Source organism: Lacrimispora struthionigena (assembly GCF_048627165.1).
In the GTDB taxonomy this organism is placed as follows: domain Bacteria; phylum Bacillota; class Clostridia; order Lachnospirales; family Lachnospiraceae; genus Lacrimispora.
Window position 1 is genome coordinate 122490 of the sequence record NZ_JBMBWP010000001.1, and the last position, 17566, is coordinate 140055.

Below are 17566 nucleotides of genomic sequence, written 5' to 3' on the forward strand. Positions count from 1 at the left end.
TAGGGGAAAAGCGGGAAGAATGCCCTTAAAATGGGAGGAACCGGCAGGTACATAAATGTTCCTGCCGGTTTGAGTATGAAAAATAAAAAGTCAATGTTAAAAGGGTGGGGTTCCTTTACAAATATTAGTATACCCTGGAATTATGACATAAGTTTGACCAGTCGATAAAGATTTCATAAAAAAACTAAAAGAATTCTAAGTAATGTTTGAAAAAACAGAAAGTATTTCATTTTATGATATAATTGTTACAGACAGTAAAACAGGAAAAACCAAAGAGAAAGGAGCACTTATGAAATACTGGGATATTTTTGAGAGTGAACTGGGTCCTATTCATATAATATGTGATGAGGAAGGGATATTAGGTGTGGAATTTGGTAGTGAAACTCCAAAAGAGGGGCTAAAAAAGTCCACAGACCTGATTAAAAAGGCGGTTCTTCAGCTGAACGAGTATTTAATAGGAGAAAGAACAAAATTTGATCTTCCCTTAAAGCCTGAGGGAACAGCATTTCAAAAAAAGGTATGGGAGGCACTTTGCACCATTCCTTATGGACAGACAAGAAGTTATAAAGAGATTGCTGTTCAGATTGGGAATGAAAAGGCCTGCCGTGCAGTGGGGATGGCGAATAACCGCAACCCCATTTCCATAATCATCCCCTGTCACCGTGTAATTGGTGCAGACAGAAGCCTTGTGGGATATGGGGGCGGACTGAATATTAAAGTGAAATTATTGAATCTGGAGAGTCCTGGTGTCACCTGGAAAATTTATTAAGATTTCATTGTGATTCTTTCGGTTCGTTTAAAATGCTATACTTTCAGGACTGTTCATGTTATAATCCTCCACGTCACCAGAAAAGAATTTTATGATGAGGAGTGATTCTATGAGAAAAAATAAGATCTTAGCAGGAATTTTGATTGCGATGACAGTGATGATGACAGCGACAGCCTGCGGAAAGAATAATACTAAAGCGGAATCGACACAGGAAACCAAGCAGCAGGCAGAAGCAACCACTGAGGCGACCACAGCGGTAAACGCAGAAGTGGCTTCATCTGAGCAGGAAACATCAGAGGGTGAGGAGACATCGGAAGAAGAGGAAACAAAAGAAACACAGCCGATTACAGCCAATGATGCAGGAGATATTAAGGAAGGCTTATTTACTTCCAAATCAGGCAAATATCAGATTATGCCGCCAAAAGGCTGGTCACTGGACGAAGACGGAGACGAGAGTGTGGTAGCGATTTCTTCACCGAACGGCGAAGATTACCTGGAAGTTACTTATGTACAGGGTGATGATGCAGATGGTGCCAGGGAAGTTTATCCGGATACCATGGATGAATATAAGAAGTTAATCAGCCGTGGTGAGGATATGGAATTTGTCCGTTATGATGTTAAGAACGGCAGCGACGGCAGCCAGACCTTCCGTTATGCACTCCGGTATAAGACACCTCAGGATGGAGTTCGTTATTATGCCATCTCCGGTTCTTATAATGCAGCTACAAAAACCTATATCAGTGCAGCAGGAACCATTGGTTCAACTGACAGCGGTGTAGAAGGACAGATCGAAGCTGCTCTTGATTCTCTTAAACTGAAATAAAAATGACAATAATTGAATGAATGAAAGCAGGGGCAGTAACCAGTTCAACATGGTTATCGCCCCTGCTTTTATAAGTGGATCTTGATTCCGTTTAACAGCTGAACATCCTCTTCCTGATGTGTACTGATTAAAACCAGCTTTCCTGCCGATTGCTCTTTTATATAGGTTATCACCTGTTGTTTTGTCTCCTCATCAAGGCCTGTAAACGGTTCATCCATGATTACCATATCAAAAGGTACCATCAGAGCGCGTATTATGGCCACACGGCGCTTCATTCCACCACTTAAGGTTGATGCCGGACGGTCAAGAGATTCTTCAGGCAGCAGCCGTTTAAGGGCTTCCCTGGCCTTCCTTTTATTATTTCCTGAAGAGGAAGGCATTACCATGGTTACATTCTCTACCGGAGTGAACGCTTCGCAGAGCCGGTTTTCCTGAAATACGGCTGAAATTCGTTCTCTGTTAAGACCGTTTACCTCTCCGGAATCCGCTGAAACAAGACCCAGCAGTATATGAAACAATGTGGTTTTCCCTGATCCGGATGGTCCCATGAGGCAGTAAACATTACCCGATACCAGATGAAGATTGACATGGTCAAGTACGAAGTGTCCGTTAAAGGACTTGCAAAGCTTTCTGATTACAAGTTCCATATTCATCCTACCTCTTTCTTTTTTTGTCTGATACCGGGAGATGCCAGGCTTAAAAGCCACAGAAAGAAGGATTCAAAAAGCGCGCTGAGCAGAATGATCACCAGTGTCCATGCAAATAAATCAGCAGTACTTAAGTAAATCTTGGATAGATAAAGCTTTTCACCAATTGAATGGAGAGGAACGCCGATTACCTCTGCGGCAATTCCTGATTTCCAGCTCATACCCAGCGCCACCTGGCAGCCACTTGCCAGATAGGGAAGCAGCGCCGGACGATAAAGATAAAAAAACCTTTTTACTTCTGACATCTGAAAAACATCGGCCATTTGAAGCAGTTGCTGGTCCGTACTTTTGATTCCTGCAATGGTCTGTATATAGATTATGGGAAATACAACAAGAAACCCAATAATCACTGAGAGATTTTCAGATCCTGCCCAGATTAACGCCAGTATAACAAAGGAGGCAACGGGAACGGACTTCATCAGTGCCATAAGAGGCGACAGAAAATCTCCGATGAGGGGATATCGGCAGGCAGCTGTGCCGGATAAAATCCCGGCTGCAAAAGCAGAAAGAAATCCAAGGCTGATTTTTCCAAAAGAAAAACCAATGGTTTTCCAAAAGTCTGCCAGCCGGATCTGGTTGAATAATGCCAATATGACGTCCAAAGGCCCAACCAGTATTATGCTGTTGTGGACTGCCGTACTGGCAGCCTGCCATATCAAAAGCCAGAACAGAATAATTCCGGCTTTTTTAAAGCGGAGAATGCCTGCATTCATACTTGGATCTCCTTAATCGGGCTACTGATGCATATAGTAGAAGTCATCACCAGGCAGTGCGCCTCCCACTGTCTGAGGTTCCATTTCATAAAGAACATTTAAATATCCGCTTAATAGGGATTTCATTTTTTCACCGTCTACATAGGTAATACTGCAGAAAGGAATTGCTTTTTCTGCAACAGGCGCTTTTTCAATAATTCCAGCGGCAGCCACTAATGCAGCAGCCTCGCTTACATTATTATTGGCAAATTCTGCAGATTCTTTGTGATCTGCAAGAAATTGATCAATGGCTTCCTTATGATCCTTTAAAACATCATTTCTGCAGACGGTAACTCCGGTTACCAGACTTCCGTTTCCTTCTTTAGCAGCTGCATCCCACTCTTTGTTTAAATCAATAACCATTTTCAGCTGATCGTTCTGAGCCATGGCTGCTGTCACAAATGGCTGGGGGAGAAGACCTACTGCATCTGGTTTTTCTTTTAATACAGCGGCTACTTCCGCTGCCTCTGACTTATATTCCAGTTTTACGTCATCAGCAGTCAGCCCGTTTGCCTTCAGGACGTAATTTAAGACATAATCAGGAGTGGTTCCTTTTCCTGTTAAATAAACAGTTTTTCCTTTTAAATCAGCTGAGGTGTGAATGGAATCATCCGAAGACACAGCATAAAGAACGCCCATGGTATTGATGTCAAGAACGGTCACATTGTGTTTGGTTTTGGTGTAAAGGATGGATGACATATTGGCAGGGATCAGAGCGACATCCAGTTCTCCGCTCACAACTTTACCAAGAAGCTCATCTGCTGCAGTCACCATGGTAAATTCATAGGAATTTCCGGTTTCACCTTTCTTAGCCTTGTCCATCAGCCTTACCAGTCCCATGGAAGTAGGACCTTTTAAAGAGCCGATCTTTAAGGTGTAGGAGTCTTTTGAACCCTCTGCTTTGGTGGTTTCTGGTGCTTTGGTGGTTTCTGGTGCCGCTGTAGTCTGGGCTGCAGATGTGCTTTCCGGTGCAGGAGTGGAAGCCTGTGGACTGCTTTTTGCACAGCCGGTTAATACAACGGCTGTCATAGCAAGTGCTGCAAGTGCTGATAAAACTTTTTTCATAATAATCCTCACTTTCTGTCCGTACCATTAATATTGGTTTTTATGCAAACGGATGAAAAAAAACCACGCCGACAGGCATGGGATTTCCGGTTTGACGTATTCTCCTCGCCTTCTCCGTCAGGTATTCCTTTCGGGTTAGTACGAACAGGTAAAGTATACCATTTTTAAGTCTTGTTTGTCAAAATATTATGCGAAATCTCATGGAAATGTGTTATACTTGTAACACCTGAAGAGCGTGACTCTGTCAGGATTGTGAAAGGAGAAAAAACAATATGAACGAAGTATATGAGAAGCTTTTAAGCTGTTTAAAAAGTGTACGGGAGAAAACTGATTTTGTTCCCGAGGTTGCCCTTATTCTTGGTTCCGGACTTGGGGAATATGCGGAGGAGATTGAAGTAGCTGCCACCATAGATTATAAAGACATTGAGGGATTTCCGGTTTCAACCGTAGCCGGTCATAAAGGAAGATTCATCTTTGGTTATGTAAATAAAGTTCCAGTAGTCATTATGCAGGGACGGGTTCATTTTTATGAAGGATATCCTATGACGGATGTAGTTCTCCCAACAAGACTTATGGGACTTATGGGTGCAAAGACTTTATTTTTGACCAATGCCTGCGGTGGGGTGAACAAGGAATTCAAACCGGGGGATTTTATGCTTCTTAAGGATCACATTGCCACATTTGTTCCTTCTCCGTTAATTGGAACCAACATCGGAGAGCTGGGAACCAGATTCCCGGATATGAGCGATATTTACCGCAAAGAGCTGAGAGCAGTAATTAAAGAAGCGGCAAAGGAAGAGGGAATTGAACTGCAGGAGGGAATTTATCTGCAGCTGACAGGACCGGCCTATGAATCTCCTGCAGAAGTGCAGATGTGCCGGATACTGGGAGCGGATGCAGTTGGAATGAGTACAGCCTGTGAGGCGCTTGCTGCCAACCATATGGGGATGAAGGTTTGCGGTATTTCCTGTATCACCAATATGGCGTGCGGTATTATTGACCAGCCTTTAAGCCATGCAGAAGTTCAGGAGACTGCAGACCGGGTGGCACCGTTGTTTAAAAAACTGATTACGGCATCTATTACCAAGCTTGCCGGTAAATAAAGGAGGAAGGGGCCTATGGATCGTATGCTGGCGGAACGGATTTTTGCTGCGTCAGGAAGAAAAAAGCCATCTCTGGTATTGAAAAATGCCAGGATGGTAAATGTATTTACTTCAGAGCTGGAAGATGGTGATATCGCCATTGAGGGCGGATATATTGTGGGGATCGGTTTCTATGAGGGGGAAACAGAGGTGGATTTAGCCGGCCAGGTGGTGTGCCCAGGTTTGATTGACGGACATATCCATTTGGAGAGTTCCATGCTCTCTCCTGAAGAATTTGCGAAAACCGTAATACCTCATGGTACTTCAGCAGTCATTACGGACCCCCATGAGATTGCCAATGTGGCAGGAACTGAAGGGATAAGATTTATGATGGAACGATCCAGGAATCTGGATTTGGATGTGTACTTCATGCTCCCTTCCTGTGTTCCGGCTGCAAAGCTTGATGAGTCCGGAGCTGTTTTAACAGCAGATGATCTGGCCCCCTTTTATCAGGAAAAATATGTGCTTGGACTTGCAGAACTGATGGATTCCCATGGAACCATACAGGCAGATCCGGATATTATGAAAAAAATAGTGAGTGCCGCAGAACACGGCCGGATCATCGATGGTCACGGCCCTCTTCTTTGCGGCCGACAGTTAAATGCTTATATTACGGCCGGTGTTGGGTCGGATCATGAGTGCTCCTGCATGGAAGAAGCGGTGGAAAAGATAAAACGGGGACAGTGGGTGATGATACGGGAAGGAACTGCAGCCAGAAACTTAAAGGCCCTCCTCCCCCTGTTTGAGGAGCCCTATTATCACCGCTGTATGCTGGTGACCGATGACAGGCACCCTGGTGAGCTGGCCAGGCTGGGCCATATGGATTATATTATCAGAAAGGCGATCAGGCTGGGAGCTGATCCGGTGCGAGCTGTGATCATGGCTTCCTATCAGGCTGCCCGGTATTTCAGATTGAATGAGACAGGAGCCATTGCACCTGGTTATCAGGCGAATCTCATTGTTGTTTCTGACCTTAAGGAGTTCACAGTCAGTAAGGTTTACCGCAAAGGAATTCTGGTGGCAGAAGATGGAAGGCCCGTACAATCTCCAGATACTGGAACAAATGCTCACAGACAGATACCGGATAAAGTGGGTAACTCCTTCCGGTTAAAAGAGATTGTGCTAGAAGACTTTGTTATGAAGGAAGAGGGAGACACCATACGGGTTTTATGTTTAACTCCCGGAGAACTGACCACAAAGGAGAGACTTGTGCCATGGACTGAAAAGCTGAGAGCTGACCCGGAGGCCCTTGCTGACTTGGATATTGTAAAGATGGCAGTATTGGAACGGCATAAGAATACCGGACATACTGGCCTTGGATTCCTTGGCGGATACGGACTGAAACGTGGGGCTGTGGCAACCAGTATTGCCCATGATTCCCATAATCTGATCATAGCGGGGACAAATGACCGGGATATGGCGCTTGCAGGAAATACAGTGAGGAAAAATCAGGGTGGCATTGCGGTTGTGGCGGACGGAGTGGTTCTTTCGGAGCTGGCTCTTCCCATCGGAGGACTTATGAGCCCGGAGTCCGCAATATGGGTAGATGAACGGTTGGAAAGGCTGAAGAAGCATGCGCACCAGCTTGGTATTGGAACGGGAATTGACCCTTTTATGACCCTTGCATTTGCCAGTCTTCCAGTCATTCCCATGCTGCGGTTAAATACCTGCGGTCTGATTGACGTACAACGGCAGGAAGTTGTAAAAACTATATTTTTCAGTACTTCAAAAAATACACACAATCAGTAAATAAGTATTGATATAAATATAACAATATGCGATAATGGTCGAAACGGCAGTTCATGCAGGGGATTTATTTCGGAGGGAGAATATTCATGAGAGTAACAATATGCATAGGAAGTGCATGTCATTTAAAAGGATCCAGAGAGATCATAGCCCAGCTTCAGAATCTGGTGAGAGAGAAGCATCTGGAGGAGCAGGTGGATTTAAATGGTTCTTTTTGCAGCGGAAATTGTGTGAATGGAGTCTGCGTAACGGTTGACGGTCAGATCTATTCATTAAAACCGGAAGATACAAAGGAGTTTTTTGATAAAGAAATTCTGGGGAGGCTTTAGTCATGGGAATTATTGATTTCAAGGCGACCAAATGCAAGCACTGCTATAAATGTGTTCGTAACTGTGAAGTCAAAGCGGTCATGATTAAAGATGAACGGGCAGAAATTATGTCTGATAAGTGCATTTTATGCGGAAAATGCATGCAGGTATGTCCTCAGTCTGCCAAAACGCTTATCAGTGATCTGGATCTGGTCAAAGGATTTCTTGATATTGGGTATAAAACTGTGATTTCACTGGCCCCGTCCTATATGGGGCTGTTAAACTATAAAACGGCAGGGCAGGTGAACGGCGCCCTTAGAAAGCTGGGATTTTCCGATGTGCGGGAAACATCGGAGGGGGCGGCAGTTGTAACTGCTGAGTATACCAGACTTTTAAAGGAAGGCAGCATGGAGAATATAATCACAACCTGCTGTCCCAGTGTCAATGATTTAATTGAAATTTATTATCCTGCACTGATTCCTTATCTGGCACCGGTAGTTTCCCCTATGGTTGCTCATGGCAAGATGTTAAAGGAAGAATTCGGAAGGGATACCAAGGTGGTCTTTCTGGGACCCTGTATTGCCAAGAAGAAAGAAGCTGAGGATTTAAGACACGGGGATTATATTGATGCTGTCTTAAACTTCAATGATATAGAACGGTGGCTTGCACAGGAAGAGATTACCATCGGGGATTGCCAGGATATCCCTTTTGTTCATATGAATCCAAGAGTGAACCGGCTCTATCCGGTTACCAATGGAATCGTAAGTTCTGTGCTGGCAACAGAGGCCGAACGGGATGGATACCGGAAGTTTTATGTCCATGGCTGCCGCAACTGTATTGATCTTTGTGAAAGCATGCTCCGGGGTGAGATTACGGGGTGCTTCATTGAGATGAATATGTGTTCAGGCGGCTGTATCAAGGGCCCTGCTGCTGATCATGAGCATGTATCCAGATTCAGGATAAAGCTTGATATGGAAGATACCATTGAAAAAGATGGGGTTCCCGATGAGGAAATTCAGGAAATCTTCGACTCCCTTACCTTTGGAAAACGTTTCTTAAACCGTGCTCCCAGGGATATTGTTCCTACGGAAGCCCAGATTCAGGAGATTTTGAAGAAGACAGGTAAGACAAGGCCGGAAGATGAACTAAACTGCGGAGCATGCGGTTATTCCACATGCAGAGAGAAAGCCGTAGCTGTTATTCAGAAAAAAGCGGAATTAAATATGTGCATTCCTTTTATGCATGAAAAGGCGGAATCATTATCCAATCTTGTTATGGAGACGTCTCCCAACATTGTGCTTATTGTTGATAAGGAGATGAAGATTCTGGAATATTCTGCAGTTGGTGAAAAGTATTTTGGCAAGACCAGACAGGAAGCTTTAACCATGTATCTGTATGAATTGATTGATACCACTGATTTTCAGTGGGTGTATGATACCCATCAGAAAATTCATGGCAAAAAGGTCACATATGGAGAATATAGAATTTCTACTCTTCAGAACATTGTTTATGTAAACAAGGAAGATGTGGTGCTGGCTACGTTTATCGACATTACAAAGGAAGAAGAACAGGCCAGACAGGAGTACGAAAAGAAGTTAGAAACCATCGATCTGGCTCAAAAAGTAATTCATAAGCAGATGATGGTGGCCCAGGAGATCGCAGGGCTTCTGGGAGAGACTACGGCAGAAACGAAAACCACATTGACCAAGCTGTGCAAGTCTCTGTTAGATGAGGGCAGCGAAAGCGAGGTTAAATGATGGGAGTTACCGTTGACGTTGCTTATAAAAGCTTAAATAAATTCAGTGAAGTACTTTGCGGGGATAAGGTGGAGCTCCTCCATACGGATGACTCCAATATTATGATCCTCGCCGACGGTATGGGAAGCGGGGTAAAGGCAAACATACTGGCAACCATGACCTCTAAGATACTGGGCACCATGTTTTTAAACGGTGCAACCCTGGAAGAGTGTGTGGAGACCATTGTGGAGACACTTCCTGTCTGTCAGGTGAGACAGATTGCATATTCTACCTTCAGTATTCTTCAGGTATTCCACAATGGAGATGCCTATCTGGTGGAGTTTGATAACCCGGGCTGTATCTTTATCAGGGAGGGGAGTCTGGTCCCCATTCCACACAGCATGCGGGTGATACGGGATAAGAAAATTAATGAATACCGGTTCCGGGTAAAAAAAGGAGATGCTTTGATTCTGCTTAGTGACGGAACCATTCATGCAGGTGTGGGGCAGCTTTTAAATTTTGGCTGGCTCTGGGAAGATGTGGCTGCTTATGCGGTAAAACAGTATCGTATGACCATATCTGCTGTTCGTCTGGCCAATGCGTTATGCAGAGCGTGTGATGAACTTTACCAGTACCGGCCCGGAGATGATACAACCGTTGCTGTTATGCGGATTATCGACAGCAAACCGGTTCATTTAATGACAGGACCGCCAAAGGATCCGGAAGATGATGTTTGTATGGTAACGGATTTCTTATCCGGAGATGATACTACCAAGAGGATTGTCTGCGGAGGAACCAGTGCCAATATTGTTTCCAGGACCATGGATAAGAAACTGACGGTATCCCTGGAGTATAACGATCCGGATTTACCGCCTGTGGCTTACATCGACGGTATTGAACTGGTCACAGAAGGGGTATTGACTTTAAACCGGGTTTTAAAACTCTTAAAGCGGTATGTTAAAAATGAGTCGGTAACGGAGGAATTTTTTCTGGAACTGGATAAACCAAACGGCGCATCCATGGTAGCAAAGATGATTATTGAGGACTGTACGGAATTAAAGCTGTATGTGGGGAAAGCGATTAACAGCGCTTACCAGAATCCGGGGCTTCCCTTTGATTTGGGAATCCGGCAAAATCTTGTGGAGCAGCTGAAGCATGCGGTGGAAGAGATGGGGAAGACGGTTACAGTTGCTTATTATTAATAGAGAATATTCACACGGCCACGTTTTGTGGAAGCTTCAAGGAGGAACGATATGGTAACGAATGATGCAACATTACTTCGCATCAAGCATCAGGTTTTAAATGAAGTAGCGAAGCTTGCCTGGGAAGGTACATTGGAACAGAAAAGGGATGAGATTCCCTATCATATGATTCAGGGGCCTAAAGCACAGTTTCGGTGCTGTATTTACAGGGAGAGGGAAATTATCAGAGAGAGAGTCAGGCTGGCAGAGGGGTTCTGTCCCAGTGGCAGAGACACCAAAAATGTAGTGCAGGTAATTAATTCTGCCTGTGAGGGATGCCCCATTGCCAGATATGTAGTAACAGATAACTGCCAGCTCTGTATGGGTAAGGCCTGTCAGAATTCCTGTAATTTCGGAGCCATTTCCATGGGTCATGACCGTGCCCATATCGATCCTGATAAATGTAAGGAATGCGGAAAATGTTCTCAGGCATGTCCTTATAATGCTATCGCAGATTTAACACGCCCCTGTAAAAGAAGCTGTCCGGTAGATGCAATTACCATGGATGATGACGGAATTGTTGTAATCGATGAAAGCAAATGCATTCAGTGCGGAGCGTGTATTCACAGCTGTCCGTTTGGCGCAATTGGATCAAAAACCTTCATGGTAGACGTAATCAATCTGATTAAGGCCGGGAAAAAGGTAGTGGCTATGGTGGCTCCTGCAACAGAGGGGCAGTATGGGCCGGACATCACCATGGCCAGCTGGAGAACAGCCCTTAAGAAGATCGGGTTTGAAGATATGGTTGAGGTTGCCCTTGGGGGAGACTTAACAGCTGCTGCAGAAGCAGCGGAATGGGCAGAGGCTTATAAGGAAGGGAAGAAGATGACTACTTCCTGCTGTCCTGCATTTGTAAATATGATAAAGCAGCATTACCCCATGCTTTTGGAGAATATGTCCACAACTGTTTCTCCCATGTGCGCAGTATCCCGAATGCTGAAGGAGAAAGATCCGGAAACCATCGCTGTCTTTATCGGACCTTGTATTGCTAAGAAAAGCGAAGCTTTGGATTTAAATGTAAAGGGTAATGCGGATTACGTGCTGACTCTTGGAGAGGCTCGTGCCATGATGGCGGCCAGGGGAGTAGAACTGGAGCCGGAGGAGAATACATATCAGGCAGGTTCTATATTTGGAAAACGGTTTGGAAACGGAGGCGGAGTTACCGCTGCAGTATTAGAATGTCTCAAGGAATCAGGAGAAAATACAGATATTGAGGTCATGAAATGCAACGGTGCTGCGGAATGCAAGAAAGCGCTGATGCTTTTAAAGGTTGGAAAGCTTCCAGCAGACTTTGTGGAAGGAATGGCCTGCATGGGCGGCTGTGTAGGAGGCCCAAGTAAGCATAAGAGTGAGGGAGAGGCCAAAAAGGCAAGAGATTTACTCCTTGGCAAGGCTGATTCCAGAATGGTTCACGAGAATCTGAAAAAACAGGGTCTTGAGGCTGTTATGATGCATAGAAGTCATTAAATAAGATGAGAGTAACAGATATAAGTATCCCTGCCAGATGATAATCCGGCAGGGATACTTTTTTTAATGATAAATCTGCTTACATTCCTGCAAACTGATTCTTTATTTTGGAAATTTTTTGCTGTTCTGCCTGTTCTGTGGTATACCATCCCTTGGCAGACATCTTTTTATAGATATCTTCCTGCATGCACAGCGTATCATTTAACGCATTGTCAAATGCCTGGTGTACATTCATGGTAGGGGATTCAATGGTTCCGTGCATATATAAATCACAGGCACCCTTTGTGACGTTGAGTAAGTTTTCCATAATACACTTATCGTCCATCTTGCTTCCTCCTTACACTAATTTATAGATGTTATCGAAAATCTGCTGGTGCTTTTGCTGCAGCTGCTGTGCGCAGGCTTTTAATTCAGGATCCTGTAAATTTTGTGCAGCATCCTGGCACTGGGTTTTTAAAAACTTTTCATGTCCGAGAGCGTCTTCAATATAATTTAATTCTTTTGGGCTCATGTCTCATCACCTCCAGTCATAGTATGGAGAATTTAAGACGATCCATGCATTTTTATTTCATTTCCTTTTTATGACAAAAAAAACTCCTTCTGACCAGGCAGAAGGAGTTTTAAAATTAATTAATTATTATTGATAGATCTTTTTACGTAACTGGTGTGAAGCAGGTGATGTGCTTTTTCACTTCCAGGTGTGCCAAGATAGGTATCATAGAGTTCCTTAATTGCGGGGTTCTCATGAGATTTACGAATCGGTGCAGCTGCATCGGTATCGTAGAGAACTTTTGCACGCAGTGTGCGGATATCTGTGGTATTGCGCACATATCCTGGCTGCTGAGGCTGACCGCCGCCGTTTACACAACCGCCTGGGCAGCCCATGATCTCGATGAAGTGGTAATCAGCTTCACCGGATTTAACCTTGTTTAAAAGTTCTCTTGCATTGCCAAGACCGGAAGCAACAGCAACTTTTACATCCATATCGCCAACATGATAGGTGGCTTCCTTGATGCCTTCTGTACCGCGGACATCAGTGAAATCCAACTTCTTAAGTTCTTCACCGGTTAATGTCTCTACAGCAGTACGAAGAGCAGCTTCCATAACGCCGCCGGTAGCACCGAAGATTACGCCTGCACCGGAATAGATTCCAAGAGGAGCATCAAACTCTTCGTCAGGAAGATTGTTAAAACGAATACCAGCCTGTTTGATCATTCTGGCTAATTCTCTGGTTGTTAAGGAATAATCTACATCAGCAACGCCGTTGGCATCCTGATCATCTCTGCCAATCTCAAATTTCTTTGCAGTACATGGCATAATGCTGACAGATACAATATCCTCTGGCTTAATGCCCATCTTTTCTGCATAGTAGGATTTGGCAATGGCACCGAACATCTGCTGCGGAGATTTACAGGAAGATAAGTTCTCTGTCATATCCGGGAAGTAGTGCTCGCAGTATTTAACCCAGCCTGGAGAACAGGAAGTGATCATAGGAAGAACACCTCCGTGCTGTACACGCTCGATGAACTCGTGAGCTTCTTCCATAATGGTTAAATCTGCACTGAAGTTGGTATCAAATACTTTATCAAAGCCAAGTCTTCTAAGAGCAGCAGCCATCTTACCTTCTACATTGGTTCCGATGGGATAATCAAAGTCCTCACCAAGAGCAGCACGTACAGATGGTGCAGTCTGAACGATAACATGCTTTGTAGGATCTGCTATGGCAGCAGTTACTTCATCAATACTGGATTTCTCGTAAAGAGCTCCTGTAGGACATACTGCGATACACTGTCCGCAGGAAACACAGCTGGTTTCTCCCAGTCCCATATCAAAGGCAGAACCGATAAATGTGGCAAATCCACGATCATTTGGTCCGATTACGCCAATTCCCTGTACTTTCTCACAAACTGCAGTACAACGGCGGCAGAGGATACATTTGCTGTTGTCTCTGACCATGTGAGCGGCACTCTCATCCAGAACGGAAGGAGTCTTGTCGCCGTCAAAGTAGTCATCTGCGTCCACGCCCATTTCCTTACATAAAGTCTGCAGTTCACAGCTTCCGCTTCGTACGCAGGATAAGCAGGAACGGTCATGGTTGGAAAGAATCAGCTGAAGTGTTTTCTTTCTGTATTCACGAAGGCTTGGAGTATTGGTCTTTACCTCTAAGCCCGGATTAATTGGGTATACGCAGGAAGCAGCAAGTCTGCCTCCGTTGATCTCAACGGTACAGAGTCTGCAGGCTGCAATCTCATTGGTATCTTTTAAAAAGCATAAAGTCGGTATCTCAACCTGGGCAAGTCTGGCAGCTTCCAAAATGGTGGAGCCTGCCGGAGCGCTTACGTCCATGCCATTGATTTTTATAGTGATATTCTCCATGATACAATCTCCCTCCATTATTTTTTATAGACAGCGCCGAATTTACATTTCTCCATACAAACGCCGCACTTGATACATTTCTCAGGATCAATCACATGCAGGTTCTTTACGGAGCCGGTAATGGCGTTAGCAGGACAGTTTCTTGCACAAAGTGTACAGCCCTTGCACTTGTCAGCATCGATGTAGTAGGAAAGAAGTGCCTTACATACACCAGCCGGACATTTCTTGTCATAAATGTGGGCATTGTATTCGTCGCGGAAGTACTTTAAGGTAGAAAGTACCGGGTTTGGAGCTGTCTGGCCAAGTCCGCATGCAGAGTTAGCTTTCACGTAATAGCACAGTTCCTCTAAACGGTCAATATCTTCCGGTTTTGCCTGTCCTTTTGTAACCTTGTCAAGTATCTCAAGCATACGCTTGGTACCGATACGGCATGGAGTACATTTACCACAGGATTCCTCTACGGTGAACTCTAAGAAGAATTTCGCGATATCAACCATACAGTCGGTTTCATCCATTACAATCAGACCGCCGGAACCCATCATGGAGCCGATTGCAAGAAGGTTGTCATAGTCAATTGGAATATCGTAGTGCTCGGTAGGAATACAGCCGCCGGAAGGTCCGCCGGTCTGAGCAGCTTTAAACTTCTTACCGTTAGGAATGCCGCCGCCGATTTCCTCGATGATTTCACGCAGTGTGGTACCCATAGGAACTTCTACCAGACCGGTGTTGTGGATCTTGCCGCCTAAAGCGAATACTTTTGTTCCCTTGGATTTCTCTGTACCCATGGCTGCAAACCATTCCGGGCCGTTTAAGATGATCTGTGGGATATTTGCATAAGTCTCAACATTGTTTAAGATGGTTGGTTTTCCAAATAAACCTTTCTGAGCAGGGAACGGAGGTCTTGGTCTTGGTTCACCACGGTTTCCTTCGATGGATACCATAAGTGCAGTCTCCTCGCCGCAAACGAAAGCACCTGCACCCAGACGGAGATCAATGTTAAAGGAAAAGCCTGTTCCAAAGATATCGTCGCCTAAAAGTTCCATCTCTCTTGCCTGTGCAATTGCAATTTTAAGACGGTCAACAGCGATTGGATACTCGGCACGGACATAGATATAACCCTGGGAAGCACCGATGGCATAACCTGCAATGGTCATGGCCTCCAGTAATGCATGAGGATCTCCCTCTAATACAGAACGGTCCATGAATGCGCCTGGGTCACCCTCATCTGCGTTACAGCATACGTATTTCTGATCAGCATCATTCTGCTTAGCCAGTTTCCACTTCATACCGGTAGGGAAGCCGGCGCCGCCGCGTCCTCTTAATCCACTGTCTAAAAGAACCTGGATAACGTCATCAGGAGTCATCTCGGTAAGAACCTTACCAAGTGCCTGATATCCGCCGGTACCTATGTATTCTTCGATTTCTTCCGGATTAATAACACCGCAGTTTCTTAAAGCGATTCTGTGCTGCTTTTTATAGAAATCCGTATCACTTAAGGCTTTGATTCCAGTAGGAGTTACTGTCTCATCATAAAGAAGGCGTTCAACTGGACGTCCCTTTAATAAGTGTTCGCTGACAATCTCCGGAATATCCTCTTCTTTTACCATTGCATAGAAAGTAGCATCTGGGTAGATAATCATAATTGGGCCCAGAGCACAAAGGCCATGACAGCCTGTCTGTACCACTGATACTTCTTCGGAAAGACCCTGCTTTCCTAATTCATCTCTTAATTTAACCATAATCTGCTGGCTTCCGGAGGAAGTACATCCGGTGCCACCGCAAACCAATACATGTGAACGATACATCCTGATTCCTCCTTATTTGATATCAGCAGATGATAATGTGTAGTTTTGAACAACGTGTCCGCCCAGAAGATGCTCTTTATAAACTTCCTCTGCCTTCTCCGCTGTCATCTTTATGTAGGTTACTTTTTCTTTTCCCGGTTCTAATACTTCTACGATAGGCTCGTACTGGCATAAACCGATACAGCCTGTCTGGGTAACAGAAAAACGGTCTGTCATATGGTTCTCCTGAACCAGATCTGACAATTTATTAAGAACAGGTCTTGCTCCGCTTGCAATTCCGCATGTTGCCATACCAACTAAAATACGGGTACGGGCGTGATCTTCTCCGCGCATGCTGACCTGACTCTGCATCTTCTCCCGAATTGCTTTTAATTCTTCAAGAGTCTTCATGTTTATCCTCCAATTCTGACGGGTCTAAATGACCGCGCCTCCATCAGTCTCCAATTTGTTTTCAAATAAATATTCCTTTATGTAAGCGGCTACCTCAGGTGAGTCAAAGGCAATCTCACCCAGAATCTCCCGAAAGAGTCTGGTATCCAGCTCAAAGGACGCTTCGTTATAACGATAGATATAGAGAAAATCTGTATTCGGATGGCAGGTGATCAGTGTCTGAATGGTACTGTTCATGTCACCTAAGGGCATTCGGTCTATGTGGGAAAGTCCGAATACAGCAGTTGTCTTCGTTCCGATACCCGGTTTCGATTCGATGGAGAAGCTCCCTCCCGTGGATTCCGCTGCATATTTGAAAAACGGAATACCAAGACCGACCTTTCTGGTCTGGCGGGTGGTAAAAAACGGGTCTGTTACATTCTCTAACTGTTCTTTTGTCATTCCGCAGCCGTCGTCAGAAAGCTGGACGGTCAGTTCATCTGTAGAGGTATTCACAGAAACAAGAATGGTAACCAGGCTGGCGCCTGCCCGTGTGGAGTTCTCTGCCACATCCAAAATATTTAAAGAAATCTCTGTCATCATAAGCGTATGTAATTATTCGTATTTGGCTAAAATACCTGGAACATCATCGACTGTCAGTCTTCCGTAAACTTCTCCGTTCACCATCATGACAGGAGCCAGACCGCAGGCGCCTACGCAGCGGCAGGAGTCTAGAGAAAACTTTCCATCCGGAGTGCATTCTCCGTTGGTGATGCCAAGAATATCCTCAATTTTATGGAAAATGTCACCGGAGCCTTTTACGTAGCATGCGGTTCCAAGACAGACAGATACCTGATATTTGCCCTTAGGCTGAAGTGCAAACTGGGCATAAAAAGTGGCAACACCATAAATCTTCTCAAGGGGAATACCCGTTTCATCAGAAATTATGGTCTGAACTTCAATTGGAAGATAACCATAGATATCCTGTGCCTTCTGCATGATAGGCATAAGAGATCCTTTTGTATCTTTGAGCTGGGAAATCATTTCTTTCAAAGCAACTTCCTGCTCTTTTGTCCCGTTAAACTGGACGCCTTGTTTTTTACAAGTCATTTGATAACCTCCTTCAATGTTGCTTATGCAATGTAACTGATATTTTATCATGTTATTGAGAAAAAATCTATAGTTTTAATCAAGATTCGACAAAAAAATAACAATGATTACGTGGGAAATTTATACACTTAAGCAACTATTTATGATATA

The 17566-nt window shown here is 44.6% G+C and carries 18 protein-coding genes; 8 read left to right on the plus strand and 10 right to left on the minus strand.

The annotated features are described in order from the left end of the window. Positions 1-289 precede the first annotated feature (289 nt). Both ACOAOT_RS00595 and ACOAOT_RS00600 read left to right on the plus strand, forming a co-directional pair. Complete coding sequence (locus tag ACOAOT_RS00595; RefSeq protein WP_420216631.1) at positions 290-769, plus strand: methylated-DNA--[protein]-cysteine S-methyltransferase; 480 nt, start codon at positions 290-292, stop codon at positions 767-769. Between the two features lie 109 nt (positions 770-878). Continuing rightward, complete coding sequence (locus tag ACOAOT_RS00600; protein WP_420215156.1) at positions 879-1592, plus strand: hypothetical protein; 714 nt, start codon at positions 879-881, stop codon at positions 1590-1592. Positions 1593-1660: 68 nt separating this feature from the next. Here ACOAOT_RS00600 and ACOAOT_RS00605 read toward each other — a convergent pair whose 3' ends face one another. Genes ACOAOT_RS00605 through ACOAOT_RS00615 form a run of 3 tightly spaced genes read right to left on the minus strand, consistent with a single transcriptional unit; the run spans position 1661 to position 4116 of the window. Beyond that, the gene (locus ACOAOT_RS00605) at positions 1661-2239 is read right to left on the minus strand and encodes an ATP-binding cassette domain-containing protein (protein WP_420216632.1); all 579 of its coding nucleotides are present in this window, start codon (positions 2237-2239) and stop codon (positions 1661-1663) included. A 2-nt stretch (positions 2240-2241) separates the two neighbouring features. Further along, a complete protein-coding gene (locus tag ACOAOT_RS00610) occupies positions 2242-3012 on the minus strand; it encodes an ABC transporter permease (RefSeq protein ID WP_420215157.1) in 771 nt (256 codons plus the stop codon). 21 nt (positions 3013-3033) lie between these two features. Then, positions 3034-4116 carry an ABC transporter substrate-binding protein gene (locus ACOAOT_RS00615; RefSeq protein ID WP_420215158.1) on the minus strand — a complete coding sequence of 361 codons (1083 nt, stop codon included), beginning with the start codon at positions 4114-4116 and terminating at the stop codon, positions 3034-3036. A gap of 272 nt (positions 4117-4388) precedes the next feature. Between ACOAOT_RS00615 and ACOAOT_RS00620 the strand changes: the two genes are divergently transcribed. From ACOAOT_RS00620 to ACOAOT_RS00645, 6 genes are all read left to right on the plus strand, one after another. Then, complete coding sequence (locus ACOAOT_RS00620) at positions 4389-5219, plus strand: purine-nucleoside phosphorylase (protein WP_420215159.1); 831 nt, start codon at positions 4389-4391, stop codon at positions 5217-5219. Between the two features lie 15 nt (positions 5220-5234). Next, the gene (ade, locus tag ACOAOT_RS00625; RefSeq protein WP_420215160.1) at positions 5235-7007 is read left to right on the plus strand and encodes an adenine deaminase; all 1773 of its coding nucleotides are present in this window, start codon (positions 5235-5237) and stop codon (positions 7005-7007) included. 86 nt (positions 7008-7093) lie between these two features. Beyond that, positions 7094-7333 (plus strand): (2Fe-2S) ferredoxin domain-containing protein, encoded by a 240-nt coding sequence (locus tag ACOAOT_RS00630; protein WP_104438269.1) that lies wholly within the window; start codon positions 7094-7096, stop codon positions 7331-7333. A 2-nt stretch (positions 7334-7335) separates the two neighbouring features. Then, positions 7336-9069: a [Fe-Fe] hydrogenase large subunit C-terminal domain-containing protein gene (locus ACOAOT_RS00635; protein ID WP_420215161.1), complete on the plus strand. Its 1734-nt coding sequence runs from the start codon at positions 7336-7338 to the stop codon at positions 9067-9069. Beyond that, positions 9069-10250 (plus strand): SpoIIE family protein phosphatase, encoded by a 1182-nt coding sequence (locus tag ACOAOT_RS00640; RefSeq protein ID WP_420216633.1) that lies wholly within the window; start codon positions 9069-9071, stop codon positions 10248-10250. The genes ACOAOT_RS00635 and ACOAOT_RS00640 overlap by 1 nt, the downstream gene beginning before the upstream one ends. Positions 10251-10301: 51 nt before the next feature. Next, a complete protein-coding gene (locus ACOAOT_RS00645; RefSeq protein WP_420215162.1) occupies positions 10302-11756 on the plus strand; it encodes a 4Fe-4S dicluster domain-containing protein in 1455 nt (484 codons plus the stop codon). A 79-nt stretch (positions 11757-11835) separates the two neighbouring features. Here the strand turns inward: ACOAOT_RS00645 and ACOAOT_RS00650 are convergent, their stop codons facing one another. The 7 genes from ACOAOT_RS00650 to ACOAOT_RS00680 all read right to left on the minus strand — a co-directional run bounded on the left by ACOAOT_RS00650 (position 11836) and on the right by ACOAOT_RS00680 (position 17416). Next, positions 11836-12081, minus strand: coding sequence for a spore coat protein (locus tag ACOAOT_RS00650; protein ID WP_420215163.1), 246 nt, complete (start codon positions 12079-12081; stop codon positions 11836-11838). Positions 12082-12093: 12 nt separating this feature from the next. Further along, complete coding sequence (locus ACOAOT_RS00655) at positions 12094-12267, minus strand: hypothetical protein (protein ID WP_420215164.1); 174 nt, start codon at positions 12265-12267, stop codon at positions 12094-12096. A 119-nt stretch (positions 12268-12386) separates the two neighbouring features. Further along, positions 12387-14132, minus strand: coding sequence for an NADH-dependent [FeFe] hydrogenase, group A6 (locus ACOAOT_RS00660; RefSeq protein WP_420215165.1), 1746 nt, complete (start codon positions 14130-14132; stop codon positions 12387-12389). Between the two features lie 17 nt (positions 14133-14149). Next, on the minus strand, positions 14150-15937 hold the full coding sequence (nuoF, locus tag ACOAOT_RS00665) for an NADH-quinone oxidoreductase subunit NuoF (RefSeq protein ID WP_420215166.1): 1788 nt from the start codon (positions 15935-15937) through the stop codon (positions 14150-14152). Between the two features lie 12 nt (positions 15938-15949). Further along, positions 15950-16327: a (2Fe-2S) ferredoxin domain-containing protein gene (locus tag ACOAOT_RS00670; RefSeq protein ID WP_117415917.1), complete on the minus strand. Its 378-nt coding sequence runs from the start codon at positions 16325-16327 to the stop codon at positions 15950-15952. Between the two features lie 24 nt (positions 16328-16351). After that, complete coding sequence (locus ACOAOT_RS00675; protein WP_420215167.1) at positions 16352-16909, minus strand: ATP-binding protein; 558 nt, start codon at positions 16907-16909, stop codon at positions 16352-16354. Between the two features lie 12 nt (positions 16910-16921). Further along, positions 16922-17416, minus strand: a complete 495-nt coding sequence (locus ACOAOT_RS00680; RefSeq protein WP_104438260.1) for an NADH-quinone oxidoreductase subunit NuoE family protein — start codon at positions 17414-17416, stop codon at positions 16922-16924. Positions 17417-17566: the final 150 nt, after the last annotated feature.